This is a genomic window from Alkalibacillus haloalkaliphilus, from assembly GCF_007991275.1.
GTDB lineage: Bacteria > Bacillota > Bacilli > Bacillales > Alkalibacillaceae > Alkalibacillus > Alkalibacillus haloalkaliphilus.
This window is the reverse complement of sequence record NZ_BJYA01000002.1, coordinates 250060-265011: the sequence shown is the minus strand read 5'-3', so window position 1 is coordinate 265011 and position 14952 is coordinate 250060. Positions and strand designations below refer to the sequence as shown.

At 36.9% G+C, this 14952-nt stretch carries 13 protein-coding genes, 1 tRNA gene and 1 pseudogene; 4 read left to right on the top strand and 11 right to left on the bottom strand.

Annotated features, from left to right (window positions below; translation table 11 throughout):
• Positions 1 to 85: 85 nt before the first annotated feature.
• The 6 genes from AHA02nite_RS03995 to AHA02nite_RS03970 form a co-directional block, all read right to left on the bottom strand.
• Entirely contained in the window at positions 86 to 394 is a 309-nt protein-coding gene (locus AHA02nite_RS03995) for a hypothetical protein (RefSeq protein ID WP_146814613.1), read from the bottom strand.
• Positions 378 to 815: an acyl-CoA thioesterase gene (locus AHA02nite_RS03990; protein ID WP_146814611.1), complete on the bottom strand. Its 438-nt coding sequence runs from the start codon at positions 813 to 815 to the stop codon at positions 378 to 380. The genes AHA02nite_RS03995 and AHA02nite_RS03990 overlap by 17 nt, the downstream gene beginning before the upstream one ends.
• Positions 816 to 950: 135 nt before the next feature.
• Positions 951 to 1196, bottom strand: a complete 246-nt coding sequence (tlp, locus tag AHA02nite_RS03985; protein ID WP_146814609.1) for a small acid-soluble spore protein Tlp — start codon at positions 1194 to 1196, stop codon at positions 951 to 953.
• A 55-nt stretch (positions 1197 to 1251) separates the two neighbouring features.
• Positions 1252 to 1401, bottom strand: coding sequence for an FbpB family small basic protein (locus AHA02nite_RS03980; RefSeq protein ID WP_246118804.1), 150 nt, complete (start codon positions 1399 to 1401; stop codon positions 1252 to 1254).
• A 49-nt stretch (positions 1402 to 1450) separates the two neighbouring features.
• Entirely contained in the window at positions 1451 to 2026 is a 576-nt protein-coding gene (locus AHA02nite_RS03975) for a TlpA family protein disulfide reductase (protein ID WP_246118808.1), read from the bottom strand.
• A 10-nt stretch (positions 2027 to 2036) separates the two neighbouring features.
• Complete coding sequence (locus AHA02nite_RS03970; RefSeq protein WP_146814606.1) at positions 2037 to 2705, bottom strand: hypothetical protein; 669 nt, start codon at positions 2703 to 2705, stop codon at positions 2037 to 2039.
• Positions 2706 to 2859: 154 nt separating this feature from the next.
• Between AHA02nite_RS03970 and AHA02nite_RS03965 the strand changes: the two genes are divergently transcribed.
• Positions 2860 to 4980 carry a catalase gene (locus tag AHA02nite_RS03965; RefSeq protein WP_146814604.1) on the top strand — a complete coding sequence of 707 codons (2121 nt, stop codon included), beginning with the start codon at positions 2860 to 2862 and terminating at the stop codon, positions 4978 to 4980.
• 47 nt (positions 4981 to 5027) lie between these two features.
• On the opposite strand, the gene acnA is transcribed toward AHA02nite_RS03965, so the two are convergent.
• The 3 genes and pseudogenes from acnA to AHA02nite_RS03950 all read right to left on the bottom strand — a co-directional run.
• Complete coding sequence (gene acnA / locus AHA02nite_RS03960) at positions 5028 to 7742, bottom strand: aconitate hydratase AcnA (protein ID WP_146814602.1); 2715 nt, start codon at positions 7740 to 7742, stop codon at positions 5028 to 5030.
• A gap of 151 nt (positions 7743 to 7893) precedes the next feature.
• The gene (selA, locus tag AHA02nite_RS03955; RefSeq protein WP_146814600.1) at positions 7894 to 9291 is read right to left on the bottom strand and encodes an L-seryl-tRNA(Sec) selenium transferase; all 1398 of its coding nucleotides are present in this window, start codon (positions 9289 to 9291) and stop codon (positions 7894 to 7896) included.
• 104 nt (positions 9292 to 9395) lie between these two features.
• Positions 9396 to 9578, bottom strand: a pseudogene (locus AHA02nite_RS03950) (Rdx family protein); the annotation flags it as partial.
• Positions 9579 to 9751: 173 nt separating this feature from the next.
• On the opposite strand from AHA02nite_RS03950, the gene selD reads away from it, so the two are divergent.
• A complete protein-coding gene (gene selD / locus AHA02nite_RS03945; RefSeq protein WP_146814596.1) occupies positions 9752 to 10810 on the top strand; it encodes a selenide, water dikinase SelD in 1059 nt (352 codons plus the stop codon).
• A 307-nt stretch (positions 10811 to 11117) separates the two neighbouring features.
• On the opposite strand, the gene selB is transcribed toward selD, so the two are convergent.
• Positions 11118 to 12998, bottom strand: a complete 1881-nt coding sequence (gene selB, locus AHA02nite_RS03940; protein ID WP_170235963.1) for a selenocysteine-specific translation elongation factor — start codon at positions 12996 to 12998, stop codon at positions 11118 to 11120.
• A gap of 17 nt (positions 12999 to 13015) precedes the next feature.
• Positions 13016 to 14098, bottom strand: a complete 1083-nt coding sequence (locus tag AHA02nite_RS03935) for a PAS domain S-box protein (RefSeq protein ID WP_146814592.1) — start codon at positions 14096 to 14098, stop codon at positions 13016 to 13018.
• A 253-nt stretch (positions 14099 to 14351) separates the two neighbouring features.
• Here AHA02nite_RS03935 and AHA02nite_RS15050 point away from each other — a divergent pair.
• Both AHA02nite_RS15050 and AHA02nite_RS03930 read left to right on the top strand, forming a co-directional pair.
• Positions 14352 to 14448: transfer RNA gene (locus AHA02nite_RS15050), tRNA-Sec, on the top strand.
• A 34-nt stretch (positions 14449 to 14482) separates the two neighbouring features.
• Positions 14483 to 14929 (top strand): DUF2621 family protein, encoded by a 447-nt coding sequence (locus AHA02nite_RS03930; RefSeq protein WP_146814590.1) that lies wholly within the window; start codon positions 14483 to 14485, stop codon positions 14927 to 14929.
• Positions 14930 to 14952 lie beyond the last annotated feature (23 nt).

Below are 14952 nucleotides of genomic sequence, written 5' to 3'. Positions count from 1 at the left end.
GGAGCTAAAAGATAAACCCGAACGAAGTCAAAATATGATTTCGTTCGGGTTTTGTGTATTAACAATTAGTTCTGTCCCAATCTTTTTATTTTTCAACACTTTTAAATCTTCTTAATTGATCCAACTTACCTTCTGCTTTTAAAATATCTTCTTCAAATGATCCAATTAAATCAAAATGTGGGTATTTCTCATCTTCATGAATCCATTTCGGTTTAAGTCCATGCTTCTTACCCCACTGTTTTAATTTATCGACATCTCGACAACCTACTTTAGTAACGGTATTCATTTGTGGAAAACGGTCATCAGCCCAATAGTGTGTTAAAAAAGCGATATTACCTGCTTCTACTTCCTTTTTCCAGTGTTTTAATTCATCTCGCTTAATTCCGAACGCCATCTGCTTCACCTACTGCCTGTTCATACGCTTTGTGCCAATCAGGGAAATGCTTCTTAATTGATATTGGACGAAAGTTTGACTTCTTAACACATACGTGAGATGAAGACCCAGTAACAGCCAAAGTCCCATCATCTGTATAAACTTCATATCCATAAACGACCCTAAAGCCATCATACTCTTTAATATAGGTTTTAACCGTAGCGACTTGGCCATAGCGTAGAGGTCTTTTATACTTTGCTTCGATATCAACTACCGGTGAAACAATCCCCTCTTCTTCCATATCCGCATATCGGAATCCTAAATCCTCAATTAAGTGAGTTCTCCCTATTTCAAACCAGACGAAATAGTTCGCATGGTAAACGACTCCCATTTGGTCAGTTTCTTGATATCTTACTTTAACTTCTGTTTCATTTGTAATCATGTTATGTACATCTCCCTTGCTACACTTTGCTATTATTTTACTATATATTTTATATGAAATGTTTTAGCGTAGCAAAAATAAGTCGTTAATGAAATATTAAAGCTGCCGAGATTCTCTCGACAGCTTTAATATTAATTATTTATTATTCTTTTTTCGCTTCATATGTTCGTGTTCATCACGTACTTCGTCTCTCATACCTTCAACTGACTGACGTCTACGTGCATTTTTACGACGAATTTCTTCTTCTTGGAATTCTGAAGCTGTTTCCATTGAATGTTCTGCTTCTTGTATGTTCTCTAGCGTATTTTCAATGTTTTCTTGAATCTTCTTTAAGTTATCACGTCTATGATCTGGTTTCGGCTTTTGGCTATGATTAGACATTCCATCCATCTCCTTTTTGATGTAATCAATCATAGTTTGTAAAACCAGTCATGAGCTATGCATGCTTTTTAGGATTTCTAACTAATTCCATTCGCTCTTCAATTTTGTCATAAATTTTGTCAAGTTCTTCTTGGTTGTTCATAATCTTCTCTTTTTCATCTTTAACTAAGGCTTGGAAAGAAAGTCGTTCTTTTCTACGCATCATGATCGTCTCCTTTTTTTACTAGGATTACCATGATTCGTAATGTTTATACTTAATCTAATTCTTCAATTTTTCTGACCATATCATCATATGATAGTGGCCCAACATGTCTTGGGATTTGCAGTTCACCTTCAGTATTAACGAAATACGTTGTAGGCAAGCTTAACGCTTGGTAACGCACATTAACTTCTCTTGTTTCATCCATTAAAATTGGAAATGTTAATTCCAGTTCATCTATAAAGTCCTGCACGTTATCATGCGATGTCTCTTGGCTCGTCGCATTAACGGCTAATATGACAACATCATCATCATACTCCTCATGAATCTCTTGCATATGAGGCATTTCTGCACGACAAGGTGGACACCATGTAGCCCAAAAGTTAATCATTACTTTTTGTCCTCTAAAATCAGCTAATTCTGCTTCTTCTCCATTGAGGGTTTGTAATTTGAAGTTAGGAGCCATATCTCCAACTTCTACACCATCTGTATCAATATCAACACCATCAGGCTGAACAAAAATGCCATCACCCTCTGGATCTCCATTTGCTGTATCATCAAACCAAGTATTATAAACGATGATTCCAAGTAATACACCGATAATTGCCAAACCTAAAATACGCTTTAACATTATGTTCAATTTAATTTTCTCCTTTCACCTTTTGGTTTAAATACCATTCTAAAACAATCGTAAGAACAGCTAAAAGTAACACTATAATTAATGTATCAGTATATAAATGAATCTCATTTTGCAACACTCTAAATAAAGTCCAAGTAATAACAAACCACCTATAGGCTTGGAAAACTTTAATTAAAGTGACCGGCTTAACTAATCGAAACAAAATCCCAACCAATACAATGTATGAGACAACCTCTATAAAAATGTAAAGGTCAAAACCGTATAGAAAAGATGTTGCTTGATCAAATGAAATAAAGACGAAGGTCGCCTGTAAAATTAATAGCAATTGAATAGGAATAGTAATATTATGGCGTTTTAGTTGAAAATAACCGAAAATAACAATACCAATAACACCTAACAATAAACCTAACGTACCACCGTCAAAATAAATAACAGCTAATGGATTATTTAAGATGTTCCTTGGATAGTTAATAAAATAACTTAACTTCCAAATGACAATGAATACAATCCAATATTCAATCATTAAATCGGCTGGTTTTTTTGGAAAATCATAATTAATCAAACGTTTGATTAAGAAGTGTGCAACAACTAAAGATGCGACAATACCAGCTATGTAAAATAAATATGGAACGAATATGTTTAAAGGTCCAATTTGAATCAGATCGTTCATGTTACCACTCCCTACTAATTCATCATACCAAATTTTCTAAAAAAATACGTAAAACATGCATTACGATTCAGTGAACTTGTATTACTAAATATAGGAATAAATATGGTGTGATTTGGCAAACTACAGGTGACCTACATATATAGGAGGGTAACTTATGACAAATGAACAAAACAACCATCAAGATGCTAAAAATGAACAGCTTAACGCCTTTAAAAATAGTAATCAAGGTGAAAAATTAAGCACGAATCAAGGGGCTAAACTGTCTGATACGTCTCAGTCACTTACTGCAGGCGAACGAGGACCAACTATTATGGAAGATTTCCACTTCAGAGAAAAAATGACACACTTTGACCATGAACGAATACCGGAAAGAGTTGTTCATGCGAGAGGGTTTGGAGCTCATGGCTATTTTCAACCTTATGAATCCATGAAAGAATTAACGAGTGCCAAGTTTCTTCAGGACCCATCTGTCAAAACACCAGTCTTTGTTCGTTTTTCTACAGTAGTAGGGTCTCGTGGATCAGCTGATACAGTTCGAGATGTTCGGGGTTTTGCGACGAAATTTTATACTGAGGATGGTAATTTTGATTTAGTTGGTAACAACATGCCTGTTTTTTTCATTCAAGATGCAATCAAATTTCCGGATATCGTCCATGCGATTAAACCAGAACCCGATAACGAAATTCCACAAGCATCAGCAGCGCATGATACTTTTTGGGATTGGGTTGTACAAAATCGAGAATCAGCTCATATGATTATGTGGCTATTGTCAGATCGAGGTATTCCGAGAAGTTTTCGTATGATGGAAGGCTTCGGTGTTCATACGTTCCGCCTAGTTAATGATCAAGGTAAAGCTAGGTTTGTCAAATTCCATTGGAAACCACTTTTAGGTACACATTCATTAACGTGGGATGAAGCCCAAAAAATAGCGGGTAAAAATCCGGATTACCATAGGCAAGATTTATGGGATGCCATTAATAACGGAGAGTATCCTGAATTTGAATTAGGAATTCAAGTCATTGAAGAAAACCAAGAATTTGATTTTGACTTTGATATACTCGATCCAACGAAAATATGGCCTGAAGAACAAATTCCGGTCAAAATTATTGGAAAGATGACGCTAAATCGAAATCAAGACAACTTCTTTGCTGAAACAGAACAAGCTGCTTTTCACATGGGTAATATCGTGCCTGGTATTGATTTTACTAATGATCCATTATTACAAGGTCGCTTGTTTTCTTACTTAGATACACAGTTATTACGATTAGGTGGTCCGAACTTTCACGAAATACCGATCAACCGTCCAATTGCCCCTGTTCACAACAATCAACGTGACGGGTTCCACCGAATGACGATTAATAAAGGAAAAGTCGCCTACAGTCCAAATGGATTACAAAATAATGATCCTCAAACTAGTTCATTTGCTGAAGGTGGATTTGAACATTATCAAGAAAAAGTTGACGGTTATAAGGTTAGAAAACGAAGCGAAAGTTTCAAAGATCATTATACGCAAGCTGCACTATTTTACAATAGCATGTCCGAACATGAAAAAAGGCATATTCATAAAGCATTCCACTTTGAAGTCGGTAACGTTAAAGACCCTAAAATTAAGCAACAAGTTGTCGAGATGTTCAGTAATGTAAGTCATACGCTAGCCAATGAAATTGCTAAAGGTGTTGGGGTTGAACCACCACAATCAAACAACCAAGAACCTCAAGTGTCACCATCACCAGCGTTAAGTCAGTTACAAACGACCTTCTCATCTAATACACGAAAAGTAGCTGTTTTACTTGCTGATGGATTTAAAAATAAAGAACTACAAGAAATGATGACGACCTTACGAAATAATGATGTACACGTTGAAATCGTTAGTAAAACGTTAGGGAAATTACACAGTGATCAAAATGAACCAGTCGATGTCCACAAAAACTATTCGACAACACATTCTGTCATGTATGATGGGATATTTGTACCGGGTGGGAAACAACATGTTGATCAATTAATGACACACAAAGAAGCAAAAGACTTTATTAAAGATACATTTGCGCACGCTAAAACAATAGCAGCTAGTAATGATGCGGTTGAACTATTTTCAACAGTTCTACCTCAAAATTCACAACTTGCAACTAAGCAATCAAACAACGAGATGTTTAATGATCACGGTGTGTTGACTATTCAGTCTGAACAATTACAAGATTTTAGCCAAACCTTTTTAGAACAATTAGCTCAACACCGACATTGGGACCGTGAATTACAAGATGAAAAACAAGCTTAAAGATAAAGAAGCCACCGTTTTTAAACGGTGGCTTCTTAAAATAAGGTTTATTTTTCAACTGTTTGAAGCTTGTTACGAAGTACCATTGGCAGAATACCACCGTGGCGGTAGTAGTCAACTTCAACGTCACTATCGAAACGTGCAACAACTTCAAATTCTGTCGTTTCACCTTGATCATTCGTAGCAGTTACTTTTACTAAGTCATGAGGTTTAACGTCTTCATTAACTTCAACGTTAATAACTTCTTCTCCAGTTAATCCAAGTGACTCAATCGTGTCACCTTTCTGGAATTGAAGTGGTAGTACGCCCATCATAACTAAGTTAGAACGGTGAATACGCTCAAAGCTTTGAGCAATTACTGTTTTAATACCTAGTAAGTCAGTACCTTTAGCAGCCCAGTCACGTGAACTACCCATGCCGTAGTCATCGCCTGCGATCACACATAGGCCAGTACCTTTTTCTTTGTATCTCATAGCAGCATCGTAAATTGGTAGTACATCGCCTGTTGGCCAGTGCGTAGTAAATCCACCTTCTTTACCTCCACCGATCTCGTTACGGATACGGATGTTACCAAACGTACCACGCATCATAACTTCATGGTTACCACGACGAGAACCATACGAGTTAAAGTTACGTGGAGAAACGTCTTTTTCCATTAGATATTGACCAGCCGGCATATCTTTAGGAATCGCACCTGCTGGTGAAATGTGGTCAGTCGTTACAGAATCTCCGAACTTACCGACTACACGTAAACCTTCTAACGGTGCTACTTCTTTAGGATCTTTAGACATTTCTTCGAAGAATGGTGGGTTTTGAATATAAGTTGAATCTTCATCAAACTCATATAACGGCTCATCCGTTGTTTGAATCTTGTTCCACTCTTCATTTGAATTAAATACTTCTTCGTATTCTTTACGGAAGATTTCAGGTGTTACAACTTTCGCAATTTCAGACTTGATTTCATCTGATGATGGCCAGATGTCTTTGAAGAATACGTCATTGCCATCAGCATCTTGACCTAATGGTTCATTTAAGAGATCAAGATCTACTGTACCAGCTAGAGCATACGCTACTACTAATGGTGGTGAAGCTAAGTAGTTAGCACGTACTAATGGGTGAATACGTCCTTCAAAGTTACGGTTACCTGAAAGTACAGATGATACCGTTAAGTCAGAATCAGCAATTGCTTCCTCAATTTCAGGTAGTAATGGACCTGAGTTACCGATACAAGTTGTACAACCGTATCCTACAAGGTTAAAGCCTAACTTGTTTAGGTATTCCATTAATCCAGAGTTCTCTAAGTAGTTTGTAACTACTTTTGAACCAGGTGCTAATGAAGTTTTCACGTATGAAGGTACTTCTAAGCCTTTTTCTACAGCTTTCTTAGCTAATAGACCAGCACCTAACATAACGTGTGGGTTTGACGTGTTTGTACAAGATGTAATAGCTGCAATTGCTAATGCACCTGTTTTCATCGTCGTTTCGCCACCGTCGTTAAATTTAACAACAGCTTCCTTTTCTTTATCTTTCTCATTTAATCCAAAGCCTTGGTTACCAGCTGGAGCTGTTAACGCCTTGTTAAATGATTCTTTCATCTCTGAAAGCGGAATTAAGTCTTGTGGACGCTTCGGACCAGATAAGTTAGGTTCTAAATCAGATAGATCGATCTCTACTAACTGAGTAAACGCTGGATCTTCTTGATCTGGCGTGTAGAATAGATCGTTCTTCTGTAGGTATTCCTTAACTAACTGGATTTGCTCTTCAGTACGTCCAGTTAAACGCATGTAGTCTAGAGTCTCTTCATCTACTGGGAAGAAACCACATGTCGCACCATACTCAGGTGCCATGTTTGAGATCGTTGCACGGTCTGCAAGCGGCATTTCAGTTAGGCCAGGACCGAAGAATTCAACGAACTTACCTACTACGTTCTTCTGACGTAGTACTTGCGTTACTTTTAACGCTAAGTCTGTAGCTGTAGTAGCTTCTGGGAAACTACCTGTTAGTTTAACACCGATTACTTCAGGTGTTGGGAAGTATGAAGGCTGACCTAGCATACCTGCTTCTGCTTCAATACCACCTACACCCCAACCTAGAACACCTAGACCGTTGATCATCGTCGTATGTGAGTCAGTACCAACTAGTGTATCTGGGAATGCGTCATAAGTGCCGTCTTCTTGTTGTTTTTCGTGTACAACGTTAGCAATGTACTCTAAGTTAACTTGGTGCACGATACCTGTTGCTGGTGGTACAGCACGGTAGTTATCGAATGCTTTCTGTGCCCAGTGTAAGAATTCATAACGCTCTTTGTTACGTTCAAATTCCATTTCCATATTGACACGTAGTGCGTCTGCTGTACCATATCTGTCAACTTGCACTGAGTGGTCAATTACTAAGTCGACTGGTACTTCAGGATTAATTTGATCAGGGCTTCCACCCATATCAACCATTGCTTTACGAAGAGATGCTAAGTCTACTACTGCTGGCACCCCAGTAAAGTCTTGCAAAATAACACGAGATGGTTTGAAAGGAACATCTACCTTTTCACCATCAGCCCATTTTGCTAGCTTTTCAATGTGTTCATCTTTAATAACATGACCGTCATATTGACGTAAAACTGATTCTAAAAGTACGCGAATTGAGTAAGGTAGGCGTGATACGTTGCCTAGCCCTTTTTCTTCTAGCGTTTTTAGATGGTAATAGTTATAAGTCTTACCATTAAGTTCAAACTGCTTTTTTGCATTTGAAGAAAGATTAGCTACCATGTTACTTTACCCCCTTAACTATGTAATGTTTCGTCTCATTAGAATAATTAGCGTTTTTCTACAGAAAAGCCAATATTTCTGCACGTATTCATTTTATATTAAAAAGATATAGAAGTAAAACATTAAAACTAAAATTTTTGCATGAAAACGCTTACTTTAATCGATTATTTAGTTCTTGTAATGCTTTTCTTATTTCATCCTGTTCATGGCGTTCCAAAGTTCGAAAATCGACCATAACCGAATCGTTTTCAACCCTAACTATGATAGGAATCGGACAAGTGCGCAATTGCTTGGTTAACTCCTCTGTTGTCCGTACTCGGCATCGGACTTTAATACCAAAAGAATCTAACTCTACTTCAGGTAATGTACCTCCCCCTACTTTTGATTTCATCTCAATTGGTTCTAATGTTAACGGGTCAAGATCCTTTGTTCCCTCTAAAAATACCATGACTTCGTTTCGTATGGTATTAGAATCTTTTAAGATGTCACGTAATGTAGGTATTTGGTCAACCTGATTCGTTAATGCCAGCCGAAGCGTTTCTTCGAGTGCTGCATAAGTCATCTTATCAACTCTTAACACTCTGGCTAATTGGTGTTTTTTTAGGGCATCGATATACTCTTTCTTACCAGCAATAATACCTGCTTGCGGTCCACCTAACAATTTATCTACACTAAATGAAACAAGGTCAACCCCTTTGGCAATCACATCTTTGACAACTGGTTCATCAGTTATTCCTTGATCACTCAAATTATACAGTAAACCACTACCTAGGTCTTCATAGTAAATTAAGTTGTGGCGCTGAGCTAGGCTTGCTAACTCTTCACGATCTACACTCGAAGTGAAGCCGCTCATATAAAAATTGCTCGTATGCACTTTCATAATCATTTTCGTTTCACTATGAATTGCTTGTTCGTAGTCAAATAAATGCGTTTTGTTTGTCGTTCCGATTTCTTTAAGTGTTGTACCGCTTTCTTCCATAATTGATGAGACGCGAAAGCTTCCCCCAATTTCAACCAGTTCTCCACGTGACACAATGGCTTCATAGTTTTTGGCAAAACATGATAAAACCATGTAAACAGCTGCCGCATTATTATTAACAACCATTGCAGATTCAGCACCTGTTAAATTAGTAATATAACGTTCTACTAAGTCATGTCTTGATCCTCTCTTACCAGTAGTTACATCATATTCTAAAGTTGAATAATATGAAGCGCTATTAACAACGTGGTCTATCGCTTGGGATGCTAGTCGGGCTCGCCCTAAGTTTGTATGTAAAATAGTTCCTGTCCCATTAATTACAGGTTGTAAGTTATGAATTTTATGTTGTTCTATTTGTTTAACCGCTCGCTCTATAATTGAATTAAACAAATCTTCTAAACTTGAGTTTAAGAATTCACCGTTTCGGATTTCATTACGAACAGACTGCACGCTATCTTGTAAAGATTGTTTCGCTTCTTCGTATGAAATGTTATGTTGTTCAATTTCAGCGGCTATTTTATTGTCATTAAGTAATTCGTGTATTGGTGGAATATTTCTTAATAGATTCATCCAATCGCCCCATTATTTTATTACTTCAACACCATTATATCCTAATTAAGCCATAACCATAAAGAAGCCCACCGTTTAAATAAACGAGCGGGCTTCTTTTCGTTTTAAGATTTCATTTCTTTAATAACTTGATCAGCCTCAGGAAATACACCAGTATCTAGTTTTGAGTATAACTTTTCACCATCAACCGTTACTTCGAATGCTCCACCAGACGCTGGTACTAATTTCATTTCTGAAATTTCGTGTCGGAATTCAGTAAATAACTCATCTGCGAAACTCGCAGCTTTTGGCGCATAGTTTCACTGCATGCAAAACTCAATTGATACTTTATAACTCATAAATCTCTACCCCCTCTTTAATTACTAGCCTATAAAATAACATATCCTTTTTCAACAATTTTCACTCATTTTTCTAGTAAATTGTAGGAGGATATACTATTCTGAAGTTGGAGGTGATTCATATGAGTAAGGAACGTGATGAAATTTTACGTCTAACTTCCCTTTCATCTAAAGCTGGATGAGGTTGTAAACTCGCACCAAGCGAGCTGACTCAAGTGTTGAGTCAAGTTGAACGAAAATCAGATGACCCTCAAGTAATGTATAGTCAAAACAGTTCTGACGATGCGGGTGTTTATCAGATATCTGATGAACTAGCAATGGTACAAACAGTTGATTATTTCACTCCGATCGTCGATGATGCATACACATTTGGTCAAATTGCAGCCGCCAATGCTTTAAGTGATGTTTATGCCATGGGTGCTGATGCTAAAACAGCTTTAAATATCGTTGGTTTCTCTGTAAAAAAATATGGATCAGATATATTAGCTGAAGTACTTCAAGGTGCTGAAGATAAAGTGCATGAAGCTGATGCTTCTATTATAGGTGGTCACTCGATTGATGATGATGAACCGAAATTCGGACTGTCTGTAACTGGGTTCGTGCATCCTCATAAATTATGGACGAATAGTCAAGCACAAACAGGTGATGTACTAGTTCTTACGAAACCAATCGGTATTGGAATCATCACAACAGCTATTAAGAAAGGCAAAGCATCTCAACATTTAGCAGATGAAGCGATTAAATGGATGGCTCAATTAAATAAGTATGCAGCAGAACATCTACGTCCATTCAAGCCGCATGCTGTAACAGATGTCACAGGTTTTGGGTTATTAGGTCATGCTTTAGAAATTGCTAAAGGTAGTGAAAAATCACTAATTATAAACCATGATCAAGTTCCTGTTATTCAAGGCGTTAAAGAACTTGTTGAACAAGGTGCTGTTCCTGGTGGTACTAAAGCTAACCTTAAATGGTTAGATCAAGATGTAACATTTGAAGCACAAGTACAGGAAGAGTCAAAGTTAGTCTTAGCTGATGCAATTACTTCAGGTGGATTATTAATCTCAATGGATCGTAATCAAGCTGAGCAGTATGTTAAACAAATGGATGAAGTGTTTGGCGATCGAGCTTATATTATCGGTGAAGTTATTGAAGGGTCTGAAAAAAGTATTTATGTAAAATAAAAATGCACGAGGTTTGAGAGAACTAATAGTTAATACAAAAACCCGAACGAAATCACATTTTGAATTCGTTCGGGTTAAGCTTTTAGCTCCGCTCCATCAAAATGCTTCGCTTTCCGTGGGCGGCTGGTGAGCCTCCTCGTGCTACGCACTGCGGGGTCTCACCCTGGCCTTTGCTCCCACAGGAGTCTACGCATTTTGATTCCGCTAAGTGTCTACTCAACAAAGCTAAAAGCCCCTTTGTTCGTGTTTTCAATAAACTCCAGCCTATTTGTCCCAACCCCGTGCAGTTTGCAGTTTTTAATGAAAATTATTGGTTGTTCCACTGTCTCGCATTGTCCAATCTTTTCGTGTATTCAAATTCATCTAGCTTTTCTAGTAAAGGAATTAAATATTTTCGTGACAATGATAAGACATCTTTCGCCTCTTTTAATGTAAATTGGTCGGTCGTTTCCTTACGAAGCTGATCAAGGGCGTTATGAAATGTTTCATGACTGACAATAAGCTCTTCAGAAAGTTGGACTATTTGATTTGTGTTAGTTAAGTAATGCTGCAAATCTAAAATAGTATCTTGTCCTATAGTTGGGAAGTAGTTACTAAACTTTTCTACGTGCAAAGCGTCTTGTTGTAGTTTTGTCAGCCCTAATTCAACATCTTGTTTTAATGCATCATCAATAAATGGAGAAAATGATGGCAATGCGATATTATTATTAATTTGTCTAAAGTGTCCTTCTTCAACTAAATGGTCCACTATAACCTTCCCTGTCTTCGCTTTGATTGGCAACAATTGAACGAATTCTGCTTTTGGGTAGCCTTGCCTTAAAGAGAAATGGTTATGGTAGTTAGTTAGCTCGGTGTTAAGTAGTTGAACATATTGATTCAACCAGTTCCTCGTCATAATTAAATCATTAATGAAATAGATCTTGTCTAGTTCATATAGAGTATTTAATCTTTCATGACCTTCTGTTGGATCAATTGCTAACTCGTTGACTACTTCTTTCTTTTTAACAACGCCATTTCCTTCTATATACTCAATAATCGCTTCATCAATCGTTAACTCGCTTTGCTGTTTTAACAATTTGACTGTATTCGTTCCGAAGCGGTGTCGTTTAGCTGGAGCATTAATGATTCGGCCACCACCTATTGTCTCCATAGGCGTTGCTCTTCTTAAAATGAAAAAGTCATGCCTAGTAGCGTAAACGGTGTGATCTAGCTCTACTTGAGCGTAAACTTCTTCGTTTGCAGATTCTATTTCATTTCTGTCAAACAGGATTATTCTACCGTGAACTTCACTCGTACCAGTATGAAACTTGATAGGAGACCTTTGTTTAATCGCTTTATTTAAGTTCGGGCTTATATGTAATTTAAGGTCAATTCTATTTGATGCTTCATGGCTGTTCGTTGTTAGAACGTCCCCTCTTTTTACGGAATGGTAATCCACCCCTTTTAAGGCGATTGCTGTACGTGTACCTGCTCTCGCTTCACTCACCGTTTGTCCAAATTGTTGTAGACTTTTTGCTTCTGTATTAATATCTTGCGGCTTGACTGCTATTTGTTCCCGCTCACTAATTGAACCTTCAACAATTGTTCCTCTAACAACTGTACCAATCCCATGTACGTGGAAAGCTTGATCGACTGGCATTCTAAAGAAGCCTGAATGGTCTTTTTCAGGCATACGCTTTAAAGCTGTAATTAAGTCAGTCTTTAATAGGTCTATTCCATTTCCACTAATAGAATCTACACAATAAATTGGAACATTTTCAAATATTGTATTTTTAATATGATGGTTAATATCATCTTTTACGAGTTGTAATAGTTCTTCTTCTACTAAATCGACTTTCGTAATAACTATGTATGCACGATTAATCTCTAAGTAATTTAAAATTTCAATGTGTTCAACCGTTTGAGGCATAACACCCTCATCAGCTGCAATGATTAATAACGTATGATCAACACCGGATACGCCCGCAATCATTTGTCTAATGAACTTTTCGTGGCCTGGAACATCAATAATAGATAATGAATATTCTTGGTCCGCATATAAAGGTGCATAACCTAATTCGATTGATATTTTTCTTTCTTGCTCTTCTTTTAGGCGGTCTGTTTCGACACCAGTAAGAGCCTTCGTTAATTCTGATTTACCATGGTCAATATGGCCTGCCATACCAATCGTATAGTTACTTTTTGTCATATACCCACCAACTAGCATTAGGAAAATTTAACTTGAAAAATACTACCTTTTGGTTCACGGTCTCTAATTAATAATTGTGCTTCATGATTTTGTAGAATATCAATCGTAACCATTAAACCTAGGCCAGTCCCTTTATCTTTAGTCGTCAAGAACGGTTGACCTAACCTTTCTTTTAACGAATCAGGTACTCCTTCTCCTTGATCGATGACTTCTACAGATAAACAGTGGTCATTAGTTACTTTAATCGTAACTTCTCCAGGTTCATGCATTGCTTCAATAGCATTTTTTATCAAGTTAATGAACACTTGCTTAATTTGTGATCTGTCACATAAGATCATATAGCTTTTAAGATCACTGTCTAATACGACTTCAACATCTTCTAGTCTTGCTTGTGAACGCATAAGCATACATACTTCTTCTAACATTTCTACTATATTCGCTTCTTTAAATTCATTTGGTGACGGTTTTGCGATATATAGCAGCTCAGATGAAATGGATTCAATTTTTTCGATTTCATCTTTCATAATGTTTAAATAGGCTTCTTTACCTTCAATACCAGTCTCTAAAAGTTGTAAAAAACCTTTTAAAGACGTGATTGGATTGCGGATTTCATGAGCGACACTAGCAGCGAGTTGTCCTGCTGTTGACAGTTTTTCAGAGCTTACAAGCATTTGTTGTGCTTGTTTATGAGCCATAATATCTTGTGTCACACTAATATAATAGTGTTGACCTGTTTTACGATCAACTATTTTCCTAGAATGGGCTTGGCAATCTATATATCTACCATCTTTATGTAACACACGAAATTCGTGCCTTAACTTTTCGTTGTCTTCAAGCTTCTCCAGACATCCATAAAGTGATTGTCGGTGTTCTGGATGGATATAGTTTATAATAGACTTACTAATTAGTTCATTTTGTTTATAACCGAACACGTCTTCAACGGTAGCGGTTATATAAATTATGTTAAAAGATTCATCATATATCGTTTTGACAGTCATTGAGTTTTGATCAATCCATGAATTAGCAGCTTCTATTATTCCACCATATTCTACGTCGTAAAATAGTTCGTTTACATCATTAAAAGTGACATGGTTCTTCATAATCGGGTTGATCCTCCCCTCATTTGACGAATAGTTTATTAACAAACTATGATAAAAGCTAACAAATTATAACAGCTATTTTCATTTTAACTAAATAGTTTATAATTGTCTAAACAATTTTGATCATTTATTCTTTATTTAGAACAATTATACTAGATTTTTCGTCCTATTTAAACAGTACAATGATATCTTTAAGTTGCTTGTGGTTAGTTTACCTTGTATAATTACGTTTGGATATAAACATGAACTAGTTGGGGCTGGTTGCAATGCTGGTGCTTGTCTCGGTCTTCAAAACCGCTTGGGAGGCGCGTGTCGTCTCCGGTGGGTTCGATTCCCACACAGTCCCGCCAATGTATATGTACATCAAAAAGAGAGTGAGTACTTATGTCAACTACAGTAGGTATATTGTTAATTATTTGGTCTTTTATAATGGTAGGACTTTTGGCTATTGGCGGTTATTTTATGTTCCGTAAATTTCTTAAAAAATTACCTAAAGAAGACGGAAAATCAATCATTGATTGGGAAGAGTATTACGTCTATGAAACGATTGATTTATGGAGCGAAGAGAAAAAAGCTTTACTTAATGAGTTAGTTGAACCTGTTCCAGAGCTGTTTAGAGATGTAGCTAAACAAAAGATTGGAGCTAAAATTGGTCAACTTGCCTTAGAGCGAAAAGCAAAATCAATCACGATGGACTTGTTAATTGAAGGTTACATATTAGCGACTCCTAAACGTGATCATAAGTTTTTAATTAAAAGACTCAACGAAAAAGATATCGATTTTTCACAGTATGAACATTTACTTGAACGAGAAAAAGAAAGTGGGAGCTAGCAATAGGCTAACTCCCACTTTTT

What these genes read in the sequence shown, in the direction of transcription:
- AHA02nite_RS03990 (WP_146814611.1), bottom strand. Translation starts at nt 815, where the DNA reads ATGATTACAAATGAAACAGAAGTTAAAGTAAGATATCAAGAAACTGAC.
- AHA02nite_RS03975 (WP_246118808.1), bottom strand. Translation starts at nt 2,026, where the DNA reads ATGTTAAAGCGTATTTTAGGTTTGGCAATTATCGGTGTATTACTTGGA.
- AHA02nite_RS03965 (WP_146814604.1), top strand. Translation starts at nt 2,860, where the DNA reads ATGACAAATGAACAAAACAACCATCAAGATGCTAAAAATGAACAGCTT.
- AHA02nite_RS03930 (WP_146814590.1), top strand. Translation starts at nt 14,483, where the DNA reads ATGTCAACTACAGTAGGTATATTGTTAATTATTTGGTCTTTTATAATG.
- AHA02nite_RS03935 (WP_146814592.1), bottom strand. Translation starts at nt 14,098, where the DNA reads ATGAAGAACCATGTCACTTTTAATGATGTAAACGAACTATTTTACGAC.
- selA (WP_146814600.1), bottom strand. Translation starts at nt 9,291, where the DNA reads ATGAATCTATTAAGAAATATTCCACCAATACACGAATTACTTAATGAC.
- acnA (WP_146814602.1), bottom strand. Translation starts at nt 7,742, where the DNA reads ATGGTAGCTAATCTTTCTTCAAATGCAAAAAAGCAGTTTGAACTTAAT.
- AHA02nite_RS03995 (WP_146814613.1), bottom strand. Translation starts at nt 394, where the DNA reads ATGGCGTTCGGAATTAAGCGAGATGAATTAAAACACTGGAAAAAGGAA.
- AHA02nite_RS03970 (WP_146814606.1), bottom strand. Translation starts at nt 2,705, where the DNA reads ATGAACGATCTGATTCAAATTGGACCTTTAAACATATTCGTTCCATAT.
- selB (WP_170235963.1), bottom strand. Translation starts at nt 12,998, where the DNA reads ATGACAAAAAGTAACTATACGATTGGTATGGCAGGCCATATTGACCAT.
- tlp (WP_146814609.1), bottom strand. Translation starts at nt 1,196, where the DNA reads ATGTCTAATCATAGCCAAAAGCCGAAACCAGATCATAGACGTGATAAC.
- AHA02nite_RS03980 (WP_246118804.1), bottom strand. Translation starts at nt 1,401, where the DNA reads ATGATGCGTAGAAAAGAACGACTTTCTTTCCAAGCCTTAGTTAAAGAT.